The organism is Paraburkholderia sp., from assembly GCF_024281035.1.
Taxonomy (GTDB): domain Bacteria; phylum Pseudomonadota; class Gammaproteobacteria; order Burkholderiales; family Burkholderiaceae; genus Paraburkholderia.
Genome location: NZ_JAMXLH010000014.1, coordinates 147186 through 162815 on the forward strand (window position 1 = coordinate 147186; position 15630 = coordinate 162815).

Genomic DNA, 15630 nt, shown 5'->3' on the forward strand with positions numbered 1-15630 from the left:
TGCTTTAACGATGTCAGTTGAATCGGTGCCTACCTGGGTGTCCGGTTTATCTGCCTGTCGCGCCAATCCAAAATCTGGAGACGAAAATGAGAAAACGTGCTGTTTACGCACACCGAATGACGAAGCTGGCTATGGGAATCGCTGCGGTCGCAATGCTGGCCGGCGGCATGGCCCAGGCCGCTTCCGACTATAAGGACGTGACCTTCGAACGGCTGGAAAACGCGCAGAGCGATCCGGGCTGGTTGACCTACTACCGCACGTACAACGGTCAATCGCACTCCTCCCTCAATCAGATCACCGCGGCAAACGTGGGCGATCTCAAGGCGGCGTGGTCCTATAAGTTTCCCGAGGCATTGAAGCAGGGCTTCGAAGCGACGCCGATCGTCAACGGCAATTATCTGTTCCTCACCACGCCGAAGAACAACGTCTACGCATTCGACGCGAAAACCGGCGAAAAGCTCTGGAACTACGAACCGAAGCTGGGCGCGGAGTCGTTCAAGACGGCCTGCTGTGACGTGGTCAATCGCGGTGTCGCGCTGTACGGCAAGAACGTCTATATCGCGATGCTGAGCGGCGAAGTGGCTGCGCTCGACGCGAAAACCGGCGATCTGGTGTGGAAGAAGCAGATGTTCGATCCCGGCCTCGGCTACGCGTTCTCGCTCGCGCCGCTCGCGCTGAACGATTCGATTCTCGTGGGCACGTCGGGTGGCGAGTACGGGATTCGCGGCTATATCGCGGCGCTGAGCCCGAAGGATGGTTCGATCCAGTGGAAGCGGTACACGATCCCGGGCCAGGGCGAGAAGGGCAGCGAAACGTGGCCCGACGGCATGCAGGAGCACGGCGGCGGCGCCGCGTGGCTGACGGGTACGTACGACTCGAAATCGAAGACGTTGTATTGGGGCGTGGGCAACCCCGGCCCGTGGCTGGCGGCACTGCGCCCGGGCGACAACCTGTATTCGGATTCGCTGCTCGCGCTCAATCCGGCGAACGGCGATCTGAAGTGGCATTACCAGTACACGCAGAACGACACGTGGGACTACGACGGTGTGAACACGCCGATCCTCGCCAAAATCAACTATGAAGGTAAGGATCACAACGCGATCATCCACGCCGACCGCAACGGCTTTTTCATTGCCCTCGATCGCGACACCGGCAAGCTGATTTACGCCAAGCCGTTCGTCAAGGCGACCTCGGTCACCGGCTACACCGACGATGGCCGCCCGATTGCGGACGCAAGCAAGTATCCGAAGGCGGGTACGACGATCGACACCTGCCCGAGCTTTCTCGGTGGCAAGAACTGGTGGTCGATGTCGTACGACCCGGTTCGCCATATCGCCGTGGTGCCGACCCTGCATGCCTGCATGAGCTTGTCCGGCAAACGGGTCAGCTACATGGAAGGGCTGCCGTATCTGGGCGAAGGCTTCGAGATCAAGCCTGAACCGGGTAGCGAAGGCTTCGGCGAACTGCAGGCCATCGACGTGAATACGGGCAAGAAGCTCTGGAGCCACTGGACCAAGATGCCCTGGAATGGCGGCGTAGCGACGACGTCGAGTGGTCTGTCGTTCAGCGGTTCGCTCGACGGTCACCTGTACGCGTTCGATACCGCAACCGGCAAGATCCTCTGGACGAGCCCGCAACTCGCAAGCGGCGTCATCGCGCAGCCTTCGGTGTTCGCAGTCGACGGCAAGGAATATGTCGCGGTGGTGGCCGGCTACGGCGGCGCCAATCCGATCTGGGGTGGTCCGATGGCCGACGTTGCCAAGGACGTTCCGCGCGGCGGCACGCTGTACGTGTTCGCGCTCGGCCAGAACTGATCCCGGCGCCTGGTCACGTTGAGTGACGTTTAGTACGTTTAGTAAAGTTTTTGGTCTTGTTTGATCCGTGCCCTGCTGCACGCAGGGCACGGCTTGCCTGCCTCAATCGGAACGCATCATGAAGAATATTCGATCGACCTCCCTGATTCTTGCCACCCTGATCGCTGCAGGGGCGGCAAGCATGCCGTCAATTGCCTCCGCGCGGACCGTTCGGGTTTGCATGTTTCCTGGCAACCCCACGACAGCGCTGGACACGTCCGTGGCGCGCGAAGTGTTTCGTGTTGCGGGCATCGCAGCAACGATCGGCGAAAAGGGCATCAAGGACGGCGACGACGATGGCGTTTCGGCGCATGAACTCGCGAAATCGCTGGCGCACGATTGCGACGTGGTCGCCGGGTTCCCGGTGTCGTCGAACGCCGACCAGCACGGAACATCCATGTTGTACTCGCAACCCTATCTGCACTCCGGCTATGTGAGCATTGCGCCGCACGGCGCGGGCGCCGCGACGCCGGAACATGAAACAATTGCCGCAACTTATTCCAGTCCGTCCCAGCTGATCGCAGTCCAGCAGCGATATGCACACTACGATCTGGAGAATACCTCGGAGCAAACCGTCAACGCGGTTGCGACGAAGCGTGCTCAACGCGCCATCGTCTGGTATCCGGCGGTCGTGGCTTATGAGCACGCGCATCCGCAACAGCGCTTCGACGTGACACCGGTGACGTCGGAGTATTCGGACTGGACCCTCGTGTTCGCGCTCAACGCGGGCGGCGACGACCTGCGGCAACGCATCGATGCGGCGCTGACGAAATTGCGCGAGAGCGGCGCACTGGCCAGACTCACGCGTGACTGGGCGCTGCCGGACAACATGCGGGCGGCGGCAGTCAGCCGGCCGGTCCATGCGCGGCCTGCATCCGGTGGAATACGCCTCGCGGTCTATACGGCTTCTTCCGGCTCACCCTTTGGCGGCGGCTTTATCAAGGTGGCGGACAGTACGGCCACCGCCGGGGTGCCGTCGTTCGACAACGAGCAGGTGGCGCATGGAAAGGCGCTTTATACCAGTTCCTGCGCGAAATGCCACGGCGACAATCTGGAGGGTAACGTTGGGCCCGCGTTGAGCGGCCCGGCATTCGCTCCGGCCGAGCATTCCCATATCACGGTCAGCGGTATTTTCCAGTACATGTCCAACAACATGCCCGCCGATCATCCAGGCCAGTTGAAGGACGAGGATTATGCCGACCTGCTGGCGTTCCTGCTCCACCAGAACGGCTACGACGCCGGTAAGGGGCACCTGACGGCAGACATCGCAAATGTCTCCTCGGCACCGCTCAACGCCGGGCCGCGCAAGTAACTGAAGATTGGCCGTCCAGGGACTGAATTTCAAATCTGTTTATTGAGGATTACGAAAATGATTTCGAAAGCAAGACGTGTGTTCATGATTCAATCGATCGGCGTATGCGCGTCGCTCGCCATTGCGCAAGGTGCGAAAGCGGATACGCCGCTCGTCGACGAAAACGACGCGACGGCCAAGGGACTGGGTTACCACGCCCAGGCAGGCACGGTCGATGCCGCTCACGCCCCCAAATACCAGGCCGGCCTGAAGTGTGCGAACTGCCGCTTCTTTAAGGGGGCGTCGAACGATGCATCGGGGGCTTGCCCGATGTTTCCCGGCAAGAACGTGTCCGCCGAAGGCTGGTGCAACGTCTACGCGAAGCGCGTCTGATCGAATGCCGCTGCGGATATCGACTGTAGCTCGCTGATATTTGACATTGTCAATCAATATAACAATCAACGTGTTCGAGGAGGCGCGTATCGGAGATCCTGAAATGTGCGATCCCACATCCTGACTGGAGGGGATGGTGGGAAGTCAAGCGAAGTGAACCGAAATAAATCAAATAACTAGAGACACAATGAAAAAGCGACATTTTCGAAAGACCTTCTTGGTGGTGGTGCTGGGTGGAGCGTCGGGTGTGGCGTCGGCGCAATCGTCGGTGACCCTGTACGGTACGATCGATGCCGGTGTGCTGTATCAGAACCGTGCGGCAACGGGATCGGGCAGTCAGGTTCAACTCGCAACCGGCGGCATCGCCCCGAGCATCTGGGGTTTTAGAGGCGTTGAGGACCTCGGTGGCGGCATGAAGACCATCTTCAATCTCGAAGGGCATTTCAGCAGCAATAACGGCACGATGACCAGCGGTCCTGGATTCACGTCGGAGATATTCCGGCGCCAGGCCAATGTCGGACTCAGCACCAACTGGGGCACGGTCACACTCGGACGGATGTATAGCCCGTCACTGCTGGCCGCCATTACGACCGAGCCGAGAGGTTTTGCAGAGAACCTGTCGAACCTTTATACGTGGGCATACAACCAGTTGCCTGCGCCGGGCAACGCGGAAGGCGCGGGCACCAATCCCAGCAACGACGTTGGCGTGTTCATCGGCAACGCCGTGCAGTATTCGAATACGTTGGGCCCGGTCTGGGTGGGCGGCGCATGGTCGTTCGGCGGCGTGCCCGGCAGCCTCAAGAACGGCAGCGAACTGTCGTTGGGCGCGACTTATACCGGCCCGTTTACCGCGTCGGCGGCCTATCAGTCGATTGCCGACAGCGTGACGGGGGAAAACGTCAGCCGCCTGTGGAATTTCGGTGTGGCGATGTCGTACGGTCCGCTTACTGGCAAGCTCAACTATCTCGGCGTGATCGATCGTTCGATCTTTGGACCGGACATCTCGAACGTGCGCTCCATCAGCCCCGGCATCGATTACCGGTGGAATTTCGCCAATACGCTGACGCTGGCCGGCTATTACAACACCTATAGCGGCGCGCACAGAAGCACCACGCGATCGCTGGTGTTGAGCGACAATTACGCCTTGTCGAAACGCACCACGTTGTATGCGCAGGTCGCCTATGTCGACGCCGGCGTAGTCGGAACAGCCGATCCGCTCGAGGGACTCAAAACGTCCATCGTAGCCGGCGGCACTGCGGCGGGTGCGAAGACGGTCCTTGCGAACGTCGGCATCATGCATCACTTCTGATCGGCATCTGAATAGAAAAACGAAGCACCCGGGGGAGAGGAGCCTTGATGGGGAAGTATTGGCATCGTGGTTCGCGGCACGCTGGTATCCGTACCAGCGTGCCGCAACGTATCTGTGCGTTCGGCGCGCTGGGCGTATTGCTCGCATCGGCGCCCTCTGCGCGAGCGCAGGCATCGGTCACGCTTTACGGCCTGATGGATACGAGTATCGAGACCACCAATCCGGGCGGCGGGTGGGTGTCCCGAATGGATTCGGGCGCCTACCGCGGATCGCGCATCGGGCTGCGCGGCAGCGAGCCGGTCTTCGAGGGCACGAGTATTCTGTTCGCGCTCGAGAGCGGCTTTAGTACGACGGATGGGACGCTCACGACGCCAGGCACGCTGTTCAGCCGCCAGGCCTGGATTGGCGCGGGCGGCGGATGGGGCCAGGTGCGTGTCGGTCGACAGTACTCGCCGATTTATATCCCGTTCAAGGGCACGATCGACGCGTTCGGCGCCGGGACGATCGCATCGGGGCTGAACAATTTCTCGAAGATCACGCCTTATCTGAGCGACGCCATTACCTACCTGTCGCCGACGATCGCGGGTTTTAACGCGACGGTGATGGCGTCGCTGCGGGAAAGCAGCGATAACGACGGCAATGGACTCGCGGGTAATATCGAAACCGTCACCTATCGGCACGGTCCGGTTCTGCTCGCCTACGCGCACCAGCAGACGCACGGCAGCGGCGCGCTGCGCACGAATATCGCCGGTGCTTCATACGAAGTGAAAAAGGCGACTTTGTTTGCGGACTGGTTCAACGACGCAGGAGCCGGTAAACCCGCCTTTCACAACGACGGCTTTGCGGTGTCGCTGCGCTATGCATTCACGCCTGTTTTCGATGCTTCGCTCGGCTATGCGTACGTGCGTGACCGTTCGGGTAAAGCAAACAACGCCGACCAGTTCAGCGCGATGTGCGATTACAGTCTGTCGAAGCGCTTGCAGTTCTATGCCAGCGCCGGCTGGTTGCGTAACCGCAATAAGGCGACGTTTACAATGCGCGGCGTGAACGTTACGGGTCTGCCACCCACCTGGCCGGGCGCGCCGGTGCGCGGCGTGCAGATCGGCATGATCAACCGGTTCTAGCCGGATTGCGTGCAAATGGGACGGCTCACGGCCGTCCCTGTGGATCGGTCACAAAACCGATTTGCGTCATTCCTGCCGCTTGCGCTTGAGCCATCACGTCCGCGACACGCTCATAGCGCACGGCACGGTCCGCATGAAGGCGCAGCTCGGAACGCGGGTTCGCCGCGGCTGCCGCACTCAGTCGCGCGGAAAGCGCGCCGCTTTCGATACGCGTGCCATTCCAGAAGATCGATCCATCCGCCGCGATGCCCACGTCCACATGCTGCGCCGTCGTGGCCTCGGGTTGACTGACGACGCGCGGCAAGTCGATCTTCAGCGCATGCTGCAGCGCGGGTATCGTCACCATAAACACGATCAACAGTACGAGCATGACGTCGACGAGCGGCGTCATGTTGATCTCGTTCATCAGTGCATCGTCGTTGGCGTCGTCGCCGAAAGGTGCGTTCATTGCCATTCGAGTGCTCCGTTGTTGTCGTCGACGCGCTGCGTGCGCGCCACCGTAGCGCCACGCGAGGCAGGCCGCATGTCCGCCACGAGGTAGGCATGCAAGTCGTGCGCGAAGCGGTTGAGCTTGCGTACGACGGCGCGATTGGCGCGTGTCAGCGCGTTATAGCCGAGCACGGCCGGGATTGCGACGAAGAGCCCGAATGCGGTCATGATCAGCGACTCGCCGACCGGACCGGCTACATGGTCGATCGAGGCCGTCCCGCTCGCGCCGATGGCGACGAGGGCGTGATAAATCCCCCAGACGGTGCCGAAGAGGCCGACGAACGGCGCGGTGCTGCCGATCGAGGCGAGCATCGCAAGACCGCCTTGCAAGCGTGCGATCCACTCGTCGAGCGTGTCTTTGAGGCAGCGTGTGATCCACTCCGAGGCGTCGATGCGCAGGTGTATCTGCGGATTGGCATCGCGATGATGAGCCGCGGCGGTCTTGCCCGCGTGTGCGAGGGCAAGTAACGGATTGTGCTGCGGAGGCATTCCGGCGATGTCCAGGCCTTGTACACCGGCTTCGAATGAACCCGCATGCCAGAACGGCGTAACGGCACGATCGACGTAGCGTGCGAGCCGGACGATGCGCGCGAGCTTCACGACGATCACGACCCAGGAGAGCACCGACATCGTAAACAGCACGATGAGGATCGAGCGCGAGACGATATCGCCTTGCGACCAGACGTTTTCAAGTCCGTAATGTTGCATAACGCGTTCTCCGTGACCGCCGCTGCGGCGGGTTCTTTCTATCGGATCAGTTCTCGAGCCCGAATGTGAAGGGCTGCTCGAACGTTACCGCTATGGGCACGCCCGCTTCGAGATACGGGTGACATGTGCTGCCCTGCAACGCCCCAAGCGCGGCTTCGTCGAGGCGCGGTGAGCCGCTGCTGCGCTTTAATTGCGCGTGTTGAATGTGCCCATCCGTGTCCACGACAAAGCGCACCAGCGCCGTGCCGGTTTCGCCGCGTCGGCGCGCCGCTTCGGGGTAGTCGGGTTGCGTGATGCTGCAATCGATATGCGAAACCGGTTTCGGGGCGCGTACTTCCTGCGGCGGCGAATCCGGTCGTGCTGCTGGCGGCGTGGCCGGTTTCGACGTGGTCGGCGCGGTTGACGGTGGCGGCGCAATATCCGCTTCGCGCTGCGGTGTTGTTTCGATGCGCTGCGCCGGTTGCGGTTGCAACGGCGCGGCGCTATTCCGGGTTGCTTTCGGCAACGGGTGTGGCTGTGGCCGCGGCTGCGGCTGCGGGTGGTTGGGTGCGATTGCCGGTGCGCGTGCCGGTACGATCGAGCGCTGCGGCGCCGTCGCAGCGACGGTGGGCGGCGCAGTCAGCAGGCGTGCAACGATTGTGCGCGGTGCTTCGAGCGGCACCACGCGCACCGTTTGCGCGCGCATCAGCCACAACGCGAGTGCGGCATGGAGTGCGAGGACGGCGGCGAACACCACGACGACGTCATGCGCCGGGTATTTCATCGACACGCTTTGCGCGGCATTACTTCCAGGCATAGCGCAGCCCCGCCCACGCGCCGCGCGGTGCGCCCACGCCGACGAACTGTTCGCTCACGGGATTCGCCGGATCGAACGAGTGGCCCGGCCCGTTGAAGAAGTTTTCTCCCAGGACGCCAAAACTCGCGTATTGCCTGTTGAGCAGGTTCGTCACGGTTGCGAAGATCTGCAACTGCTTCGTCACGTTCCAGGTCGCGTCGAGATCGATCAGGAAATAGCTGGCGATTTTGCCATTCGCATCCTGGTTGTTTTCGTCGCCGCGCGCAAAGATGCTGCCGCGCCACGTGAGATTCGCACCGAAATTGACCTGCGAAACCGGCGTGTAATCGAGCCTCAGCTTCACTGAATTGGCCGGGATGCCCGGAATACGGTCGCCGGGTCGCACAACGATGTTGCCGTTCGCATCGGCGCTCGAATTGTTCCGGCTGCTCGAGACGAAAGTCGACTGATACGTTGCGTCGACATAGCTATAGTTCGCGCCGATGCCAACCGGCCCGATGCGCGTGCGTGCACCCGCTTCGAAGCCCTGGCGGCGCGTTTTGCCGACATTCTGGAAGTAACCCTGACTGCTTGCGCCGCTGCTGATGAATTGAATGTCGTCGGAGAGCGTCGTACGCCAGGCCGCCGCATTCCATGTGGTGACCGAGCCGATCCGCCCGCGTGCGCCGATCTCGAACGTCTTTGCGATCACGGGGCGCAGATCCGGATCGGCGAGGAAGTCGTTCGGCAGCGAGCAAGGCGCATTCGGGTCCGCGCAGGCGAGCTCGATCACCGTGGGCGAGCGCATTCCTTCGTTGTAGGTCACGTACGCAGTGAGCGCTGTCGAAGGATTCCAGTTCAGACCCACGGCGGGGTTGAAGCGCGAGAACGTGTGACGTCCATCGAGCGCGGGCTGCCGGCCGCTTTCGTCGCCGATGTCGGCGCGCGCCCAGTCGTAGCGGCCCGATACCGTGGCCGAGAGTTGCTGCGTGAGTGAAAGCGTGTCGCTGAAGTAGAAACCGTAGTTGGCGCTATGCGTCTTCGCGTTGGTCTGCAACTGAAAGTCGCCGACGCCGACTGCCGCGCGGGTTGCGGTGAAAGTGGCGTCCTGTACGGATTGCAGATATTGCGAATTCGCGAGGTCGGCGCTGGCGCCGAACACCAGATCGTTTTTCATGCCGAGCAGCTTGCCGAGCAGCGTCAATTGCAGGCTCGAACCGTAGCTGTCGGTTGTCACGTCGGAAAGCGCGTTGGTGCCTTCCGGCGAGTTGGGATCGGTCGGATCGAAATCGTTGTTGTTGTTGCTGCTGGTATTTCTGTTGTCGTAGTGGCGATAGTAGATATTGCCGCTCAATTCGACGTTGTCGTTGAAGTAATGATCGCCCGAGAGCGTGACCCATGCGGCGCTGTTCCGGTTCTGGTCCGGGTAGGTGTAGGCCTGACGCGGATTGTCGAGGAACGAGCGCGGGATCGTCTGCGAGCCCTGGAGATGGTTGTCGGCGCCACCCGCCGAGAGCGAGAGCGTCGTATCGGCGTCCGTGTAACGCAGTTTGCCGAAGCCCTGGCGCACCTTGCTCGCATTGTGGTCGGCCCAGCCGTTATCGTTCGCGACGTTGCCGGTCACGTAGTAGTCGAGGTTCGAGCCAATCGTGCCGCCCTGTTCGACTTGCGCGGTTTTTCTTCCCCACGAACCGCCGCTGATTTCGGCGCTGCCCCCGGGATGATTGCGGCCATTCTTCGTCGCCAAGGCGAGCGCGCCGCCCAGCGTGTTGAAACCGTAGGTCGGGTTCGAGCCGGGAATCAGTTGAATCGTGTCGATGGCGGCGAGCGGAATCAGATCCCAGTTGACCACGTCGCCGAATGGTTCGTTCACGCGCACCCCGTCGAGGAACACCGAAAGCCCTTGTGGCGTGCCGAGCAGCGGCGAGGCCGTGAAGCCGCGATAGTTGACGTCGGTTTGCCACGCGTTGCCCTGAGCCTCGTTGATATCGACGCTCTGGAGGTTCTTCTCGAAGTAGTCGGAAAGTGTTGCGCGGTGTTGCTGTTCGATGTCGCGCGCGCGTACCGTTTGCACGTTCGCGGGGACCTGCGTGAGCGGCGTGCCGATGCCGAGCAGCGGCGTCGTGCCGACCACGACGATGGGGGCGAGTTGCTTTGCGGCCGCGTCGTCGCCAACCGTGCCAGGCGGTGTGCTCTGTGCCTGGACGAGGTGCGGGACGCCTGCAAGCGTCGTGCCGAAGGTCAGCATGAGGCCCACGCGGCGCCCGATGTGCAGCCGGACAGGATGGCTCTGGAACAGGCGCATGATTTTTATGGGCACAACGGGAGTGAACGATGGCCCCCACGGGGCCATCGTGTTACCGGACCATCGGAATCAGAAGAAACCGAGTGCGTCGGCCTCGTAACTCACCAGCAGACACTTCGTTTGCTGATAGTTCGACAACGCCATCTTGTGCGTCTCGCGCCCGATGCCGGATTGCTTGTAGCCGCCGAACGCCGCGTGCGCCGGATACAGGTGATAGCAATTGGTCCACACGCGTCCAGCTTCGATCTCGCGGCCCATGCGATACGCGCGGGAGCCGTCGCGCGACCAGACGCCTGCACCCAGTCCGAAGTAGGTGTCGTTCGCGATTTCGATGGCTTCTTCTTCGTTCTTGAACGTCATCACCGATGCGACCGGGCCGAAGATTTCCTCCTGGAACACACGCATCTTGTTGTTGCCGAGCAGCATCGTCGGCTTGACATAGAAGCCTGCGTCCAGATCGGATGCGGGCGTGGCACGTGCGCCGCCGGTCAGGCATTGCGCGCCTTCATTGCGGCCGATGTCGATATACGACAGGATCTTGTCGAGCTGTTGCTTCGATGCCTGCGCACCGATCATCGTCTGCATGTCGAGCGGATTGCCGGCCTTGATGCGTTCGACGCGTGCCACCGCGCGTTCGATGAATTGCTCGTAGATCGATTCCTGAATCAGGATACGCGACGGGCAGGTGCAGACTTCACCCTGATTCAGTGCGAACATCGCAAGGCCTTCCAGTGCCTTGTCGAGGTACGCGTCGTCATGGTCGAGCACATCGGCGAAGAAGATGTTCGGGCTCTTGCCGCCCAGTTCGACGGTCGAGGGAATCAGGCTATCGGCTGCCGCGCGCAGAATGCGCTTGCCGACCGGCGTCGAACCCGTGAACGCGATCTTGGCGATACGCGTGCTGGTGGCCAGTGCTTCGCCCGCTTCCTTGCCGAAACCGTTGACGATATTGATCACGCCCGGCGGGAACAGATCGCCGATCAATTCCATCAGGACCAGAATCGATGCCGGCGTCTGCTCGGCGGGCTTCATCACGACGCAACAACCTGCCGCCAGTGCGGGCGCGAGTTTCCAGGCTGCCATCAGCAGCGGGAAATTCCAGGGGATGATCTGGCCGACCACGCCGAGCGGCTCGTGGAAGTGGTACGCGACGGTGTTGTCGTCGATTTCCGAAATGCCGCCTTCCTGCGCGCGGATGCAGCCCGCGAAGTAGCGGAAGTGATCGACGGCGAGCGGCAGGTCGGCTGCCATCGTCTCGCGCAGCGGCTTGCCATTGTCGATGGTCTCCGCCACGGCCAGAAGCTTCAGGTTCTGTTCCATCTTGTCGGCGGCTGCGAGCAGCAGGTTCGCGCGATTGGCGACCGACGTCTTGCCCCACTTGCGGCGGGCGGCGTGAGCGGCATCGAGAGCGGCGTCGACATCGGCCGCGTTCGAGCGCGGGATCTCACAGAACACGCGGCCGTTGATCGGCGAGATGTTCTCGAAATATTCCTGGCTGATCGGTGCGACCCATTTGCCGCCGATGTAGTTCTCGTACCGGTTGCGATAGGGGTATTCGATATCGATGCCAAGCTGTTTCAGATCGAAGGGATTCAATTGGTATCTCCGGTTCATTGTTTGGAGTAGAACAACGTGAGTGCCGCGCAGGCATCTCAAGCAATATGCGTACCATGATTAAAGAACACCGATCCGGCAGCGTTATCTGCGAATCCAGATCGTGATCGATCAGCAGGCACCTGTTGCATTTCGGTTCAGGTGGTGCATCTGGCTGGACAGTTATGGCGCAATTACGGACAGGTTTATATTTCGGATCGCTGATTTAGATCGCGTGGCCTGAATGCCTATTATCAAAAGCGATGCCGCTTCGAAATTCCATTCGCCGGCCGTCTCCAGCTGCATCGCCGCGAAATGGGGGAAGCCCACATACGAGAGAGGGATATATCGACCACAACAGATGTTCATTTATTGAACACCTGTTGTGAATTAGAGCGCCACGTGTGACAGATGCGCGCAGTGGCTGGCCGGTGATCGATGCGTCAGTGATCGGTCGGCTCGACCGACGGCATTCGCCGGTAGATGGTGGTGCGCGATACGCCGAGCGCGCGCGCCGCCGCGGATACGTTACCGCCATGGTGAGTCAGCGCGGAGGCGATCGCGGCCGTTGCGACGTCCTGCAAGCGTGTGTTAGCCGCGGCCAGGGCATCCGCATCGGGCGGCGTAACAGACGTCAGCGGTGAAAGCGGCGTAACAGACGTAAGCGGCGTGTCGCACTGCGCCGAAGGATTGCGGCCACTGACGTTGTCGAAGAAATCGTCGGGCAGATGTTCGCGCCGGATGACACCATCTTCGTCGACCATGGCCGCGGCCGTGCGCAGCAGGTTGCAAAGCTGCCGGAAATTGCCCGGCCAGCCACAGCTTTCGAATAGCGCCATCACCTCGGGCTCGATGCTCAGCGGCGGCTGGTGCGCGTTCTCGTGTGCGTTTCCGTGTGACTCGTGCTGCAGCATCTTCTGGACGACGATGGCGAGGTCGGTACGGTCGCGCAGGGGTGGCAGCCGCACCGTGAGGCCGTTGAGCCGGTAATAGAGATCCTCGCGGAAACGGTTCTGCGCGATCATGTCGCGCAAATCGCGGTGCGTCGCGCAGATGATCGAGAGGTTCACGGGAATGGCCTTCGTCGAGCCGAGCGGATTGACGACCCGCTCCTGCAGCACGCGCAGCAGCCGCGCCTGCAGCGAATGCGGCATGTCGCCGATTTCGTCGAGGAAGAGCGTGCCGCCGTCGGCCTGCAGCAATTTGCCGATGGCTCCTTTGCGCCGCGCGCCGGTGAACGCGCCTTCTTCATAGCCGAACAGTTCGGATTCGATCAGCGATTCCGGGATCGACGCGCAATTGACTGCCGTGAACGGTCCGTCACGCCGCGACGAATCGTTATGGATGGCCTGCGCGAGCAGTTCCTTGCCCGTGCCGGTTTCGCCGGTGATCAAGATCGGGATGTCCTTGTCGATGACCTTGCGCACCTTGGTGATCACCGACGCAACCTGCGGGTCCCCGGTATCGAGATATTTGAGCCGCGATAATCCCGCCGCCACGCCCGAGGCCTGAGCGCCGGTCGCGCGTGCGGACGGATTCGACGCGTCGTGAACCTCGGGCGGGCGGCTGCTGGGCATTTGCGTGGCGCGCCGGAACTGCACGCGTGCACACACCACCGCGCTATTGCCGAGGTTCAGCATCAGATGCTGGTCGGCGCTGGTCCGCATGCGTTCGATCAGTTGCGCGCACGTCACGTCGAACAGCGACGGCAACGTGTGGGCGCGCAACGCGGCCAGCGGCATGCCGAGCTGGAACTGCGCACTGCGGTTCGCGGACAGGAACCGGCCATCGGCCGTGAACGCGACGATCCCCTCCATCAACGTACCGAGGAACTCGGGCCGTCCATGGAACGACACGCGCAGTGCTTCCCGAAAGGTCGCCGTAAACAGATGGTTCTCGATCATCTGCACGGACATCCTGGCGAGCGCCATCGTGTGCTGGTGATAACTGCGGTGGTCGCCGGTTACGTCGAGCACGCCGGCCACATCGCCGTGCGGGTCGAAGATCGGCACGCTCGAACAGGTCATGAAGTGATTCGCGGCGAGGTAGTGCTGATCGCCGTGGACGACCATCGGGCGCAATTCGGCGAGCGCCGTACCGATCGCGTTGGTGCCCTGCTGGTCTTCAGCCCAGTTCGCACCGGCCAGCAGTGCGACCTTCGCGGCGCGGGGAAGAAAGTCGTCGTCGCCGATCGAGTGCAGGATCAGGCCTTGTGCGTCGGTGAGCACGATCATGCTGTGCGTGTTGGCGATCTGCTCGTGCAGCGTCTCCATCACCGGCATTGCTTGCATGCACAACACGTGGTTCTGCTCGCGCTTGAGTTCGAGCGCCGCGCTCGACAGGACGTCGTAGTCGGGTCGCGTGGCTACCCGCAGGCCGAATGTCTCGGATCGCTCGTGGGCCTTCTGGATTTCCGCTGGTGGCCAGTTAGCCGGCGTGCTGCCTGCCGCCGCCTGATGAACGTCTTCGCGCATTGTCTCCTCCGGGGAATGTAGCCGGTCGTTGGCCGGGCTGTTTGCAATCCATAAAGCAAGTACCGGGCCAAACAAGCACGCGGCATACGCGATTTGCCGGAGTGGGTGGCGAGCAGGGCGCCGATGAACGAGCCATGCAGTCATGGCGGCCGTCCGCGCGCAATACAAAACAGATCAAATCAAATCAATTGCGGCTCGCCGCGAAATGCCGGGCGCGACATCGTCGAAACCGAAAATCAGAAAATTAAGTTCATCCAGACCAGCGAATAACAGCGTCGTCAGCTCAGTCAGGCGCCTGGAAATGTGTCGAATGCAACGAGAGGGCCAACGTGCGATTCGGCCGGACTCGCGCCAAAGAATCGTTTTCGAGCGGTTGTATGGCGGAGCAACGGCTGGCGAAACCACGGGTAGGGCGTGCAACTGTCCAGAAAATGATCAGGGTGCGTCGTATTAGGGCAGTGGGGGAGCGCGTCTTCGCTCATCTCGCTTGAAATCAGGCGCTTTCAGGCTTTGGCACGGTTCGTGCTGTCGATTATTTGGGTTACTTCAAGCCGCAGAATCAATGGAGATTTTTCTAAACAATTTCACCATGTTCAGGCCGCGAACCGGTCGGAATATGCAGTGAAGGAGACAGGGAGAGAAGATGTCTACGATTGAATCAGTTCTTCAGGAACACCGCGTTTTCGCACCATCCGCGCAAATGGTGGCGAATGCGACGGTTTCCGGCATGGATGCTTACAACGCACTGTGCGCGGAAGCCGAGCGCGATTACGAGGGCTTCTGGGCGCGCCTGGCGCGCGAGACCCTGAGCTGGCACAAGCCGTTCTCGAAGGTGCTCGACGAATCGAACGCGCCGTTCTACACGTGGTTCGAGGACGGTGAGCTCAACGCTTCGTACAACAGCCTCGACCGTCACGTCGAAGCGGGCCTGGGCGAGCGTGTCGCGATCATCTTCGAAGCCGACGACGGCACCGTCACTCGTGTTACCTATCGCGATCTGCTCGCACGCGTCTCGCGCTTTGCGAACGCGCTGAAAAAGCGCGGCGTGAAGAAGGGCGACCGCGTCGTGATCTATATGCCGATGTCGGTTGAAGGCGTCGTCGCGATGCAGGCGTGCGCACGCATCGGTGCGACGCATTCGGTGGTGTTCGGCGGTTTCTCGTCGAAGTCGCTCAACGAGCGCGTAGTCGACGTGGGCGCGGTCGCGCTCATCACCGCCGACGAGCAGATGCGCGGCGGCAAGGCGCTGCCGCTGAAGAACATCGCTGACGAAGCGCTCGCGATGGGCGGCTGCGAAGCGGTGCACAGCGTGATCG

The 15630-nt window shown here is 61.6% G+C and carries 12 protein-coding genes; 6 read left to right on the top strand and 6 right to left on the bottom strand.

Annotated elements, in window-relative coordinates:
* The first annotated feature begins 86 nt into the window (after window positions 1-86).
* From Q0L30_RS03475 to Q0L30_RS03495, 5 genes are all read left to right on the top strand, one after another.
* Entirely contained in the window at window positions 87-1814 is a 1728-nt protein-coding gene (locus Q0L30_RS03475; protein ID WP_296651202.1) for a PQQ-dependent dehydrogenase, methanol/ethanol family, read from the top strand.
* Between the two features lie 118 nt (window positions 1815-1932).
* The gene (locus tag Q0L30_RS03480; protein ID WP_296651205.1) at window positions 1933-3165 is read left to right on the top strand and encodes a c-type cytochrome; all 1233 of its coding nucleotides are present in this window, start codon (window positions 1933-1935) and stop codon (window positions 3163-3165) included.
* A 57-nt stretch (window positions 3166-3222) separates the two neighbouring features.
* The gene (locus Q0L30_RS03485; protein WP_296651209.1) at window positions 3223-3537 is read left to right on the top strand and encodes a high-potential iron-sulfur protein; all 315 of its coding nucleotides are present in this window, start codon (window positions 3223-3225) and stop codon (window positions 3535-3537) included.
* Between the two features lie 187 nt (window positions 3538-3724).
* The gene (locus Q0L30_RS03490; protein WP_296651212.1) at window positions 3725-4846 is read left to right on the top strand and encodes a porin; all 1122 of its coding nucleotides are present in this window, start codon (window positions 3725-3727) and stop codon (window positions 4844-4846) included.
* 47 nt (window positions 4847-4893) lie between these two features.
* A complete protein-coding gene (locus Q0L30_RS03495; RefSeq protein WP_296651216.1) occupies window positions 4894-5970 on the top strand; it encodes a porin in 1077 nt (358 codons plus the stop codon).
* A gap of 25 nt (window positions 5971-5995) precedes the next feature.
* Here Q0L30_RS03495 and Q0L30_RS03500 read toward each other — a convergent pair whose 3' ends face one another.
* From Q0L30_RS03500 to Q0L30_RS03525, 6 genes are all read right to left on the bottom strand, one after another.
* Window positions 5996-6424 carry a biopolymer transporter ExbD gene (locus Q0L30_RS03500; protein ID WP_296651218.1) on the bottom strand — a complete coding sequence of 143 codons (429 nt, stop codon included), beginning with the start codon at window positions 6422-6424 and terminating at the stop codon, window positions 5996-5998.
* The gene (locus tag Q0L30_RS03505; RefSeq protein ID WP_296651221.1) at window positions 6415-7167 is read right to left on the bottom strand and encodes a MotA/TolQ/ExbB proton channel family protein; all 753 of its coding nucleotides are present in this window, start codon (window positions 7165-7167) and stop codon (window positions 6415-6417) included. Before Q0L30_RS03505 ends, Q0L30_RS03500 begins: the two co-directional genes overlap by 10 nt.
* Before the next feature lie 46 nt (window positions 7168-7213).
* The gene (locus tag Q0L30_RS03510; RefSeq protein WP_296651223.1) at window positions 7214-7930 is read right to left on the bottom strand and encodes an energy transducer TonB; all 717 of its coding nucleotides are present in this window, start codon (window positions 7928-7930) and stop codon (window positions 7214-7216) included.
* Between the two features lie 19 nt (window positions 7931-7949).
* A complete protein-coding gene (locus Q0L30_RS03515; protein ID WP_296651225.1) occupies window positions 7950-10247 on the bottom strand; it encodes a TonB-dependent receptor in 2298 nt (765 codons plus the stop codon).
* A gap of 69 nt (window positions 10248-10316) precedes the next feature.
* Complete coding sequence (locus Q0L30_RS03520) at window positions 10317-11843, bottom strand: aldehyde dehydrogenase family protein (RefSeq protein WP_296651227.1); 1527 nt, start codon at window positions 11841-11843, stop codon at window positions 10317-10319.
* 440 nt (window positions 11844-12283) lie between these two features.
* Complete coding sequence (locus Q0L30_RS03525) at window positions 12284-14314, bottom strand: sigma-54-dependent Fis family transcriptional regulator (RefSeq protein WP_296651230.1); 2031 nt, start codon at window positions 14312-14314, stop codon at window positions 12284-12286.
* 643 nt (window positions 14315-14957) lie between these two features.
* Here Q0L30_RS03525 and Q0L30_RS03530 point away from each other — a divergent pair.
* Window positions 14958-15630, top strand: a 673-nt coding sequence (locus tag Q0L30_RS03530) for an AMP-binding protein (RefSeq protein WP_296651232.1), incomplete at its 3' end; no start/stop codon positions are given.

What these genes read in the sequence shown, in the direction of transcription:
- Q0L30_RS03525 (WP_296651230.1), bottom strand. Translation starts at nt 14,314, where the DNA reads ATGCGCGAAGACGTTCATCAGGCGGCGGCAGGCAGCACGCCGGCTAAC.
- Q0L30_RS03500 (WP_296651218.1), bottom strand. Translation starts at nt 6,424, where the DNA reads ATGGCAATGAACGCACCTTTCGGCGACGACGCCAACGACGATGCACTG.
- Q0L30_RS03480 (WP_296651205.1), top strand. Translation starts at nt 1,933, where the DNA reads ATGAAGAATATTCGATCGACCTCCCTGATTCTTGCCACCCTGATCGCT.
- Q0L30_RS03505 (WP_296651221.1), bottom strand. Translation starts at nt 7,167, where the DNA reads ATGCAACATTACGGACTTGAAAACGTCTGGTCGCAAGGCGATATCGTC.
- Q0L30_RS03495 (WP_296651216.1), top strand. Translation starts at nt 4,894, where the DNA reads ATGGGGAAGTATTGGCATCGTGGTTCGCGGCACGCTGGTATCCGTACC.
- Q0L30_RS03475 (WP_296651202.1), top strand. Translation starts at nt 87, where the DNA reads ATGAGAAAACGTGCTGTTTACGCACACCGAATGACGAAGCTGGCTATG.
- Q0L30_RS03485 (WP_296651209.1), top strand. Translation starts at nt 3,223, where the DNA reads ATGATTTCGAAAGCAAGACGTGTGTTCATGATTCAATCGATCGGCGTA.
- Q0L30_RS03490 (WP_296651212.1), top strand. Translation starts at nt 3,725, where the DNA reads ATGAAAAAGCGACATTTTCGAAAGACCTTCTTGGTGGTGGTGCTGGGT.
- Q0L30_RS03510 (WP_296651223.1), bottom strand. Translation starts at nt 7,930, where the DNA reads ATGAAATACCCGGCGCATGACGTCGTCGTGGTGTTCGCCGCCGTCCTC.
- Q0L30_RS03515 (WP_296651225.1), bottom strand. Translation starts at nt 10,247, where the DNA reads ATGCGCCTGTTCCAGAGCCATCCTGTCCGGCTGCACATCGGGCGCCGC.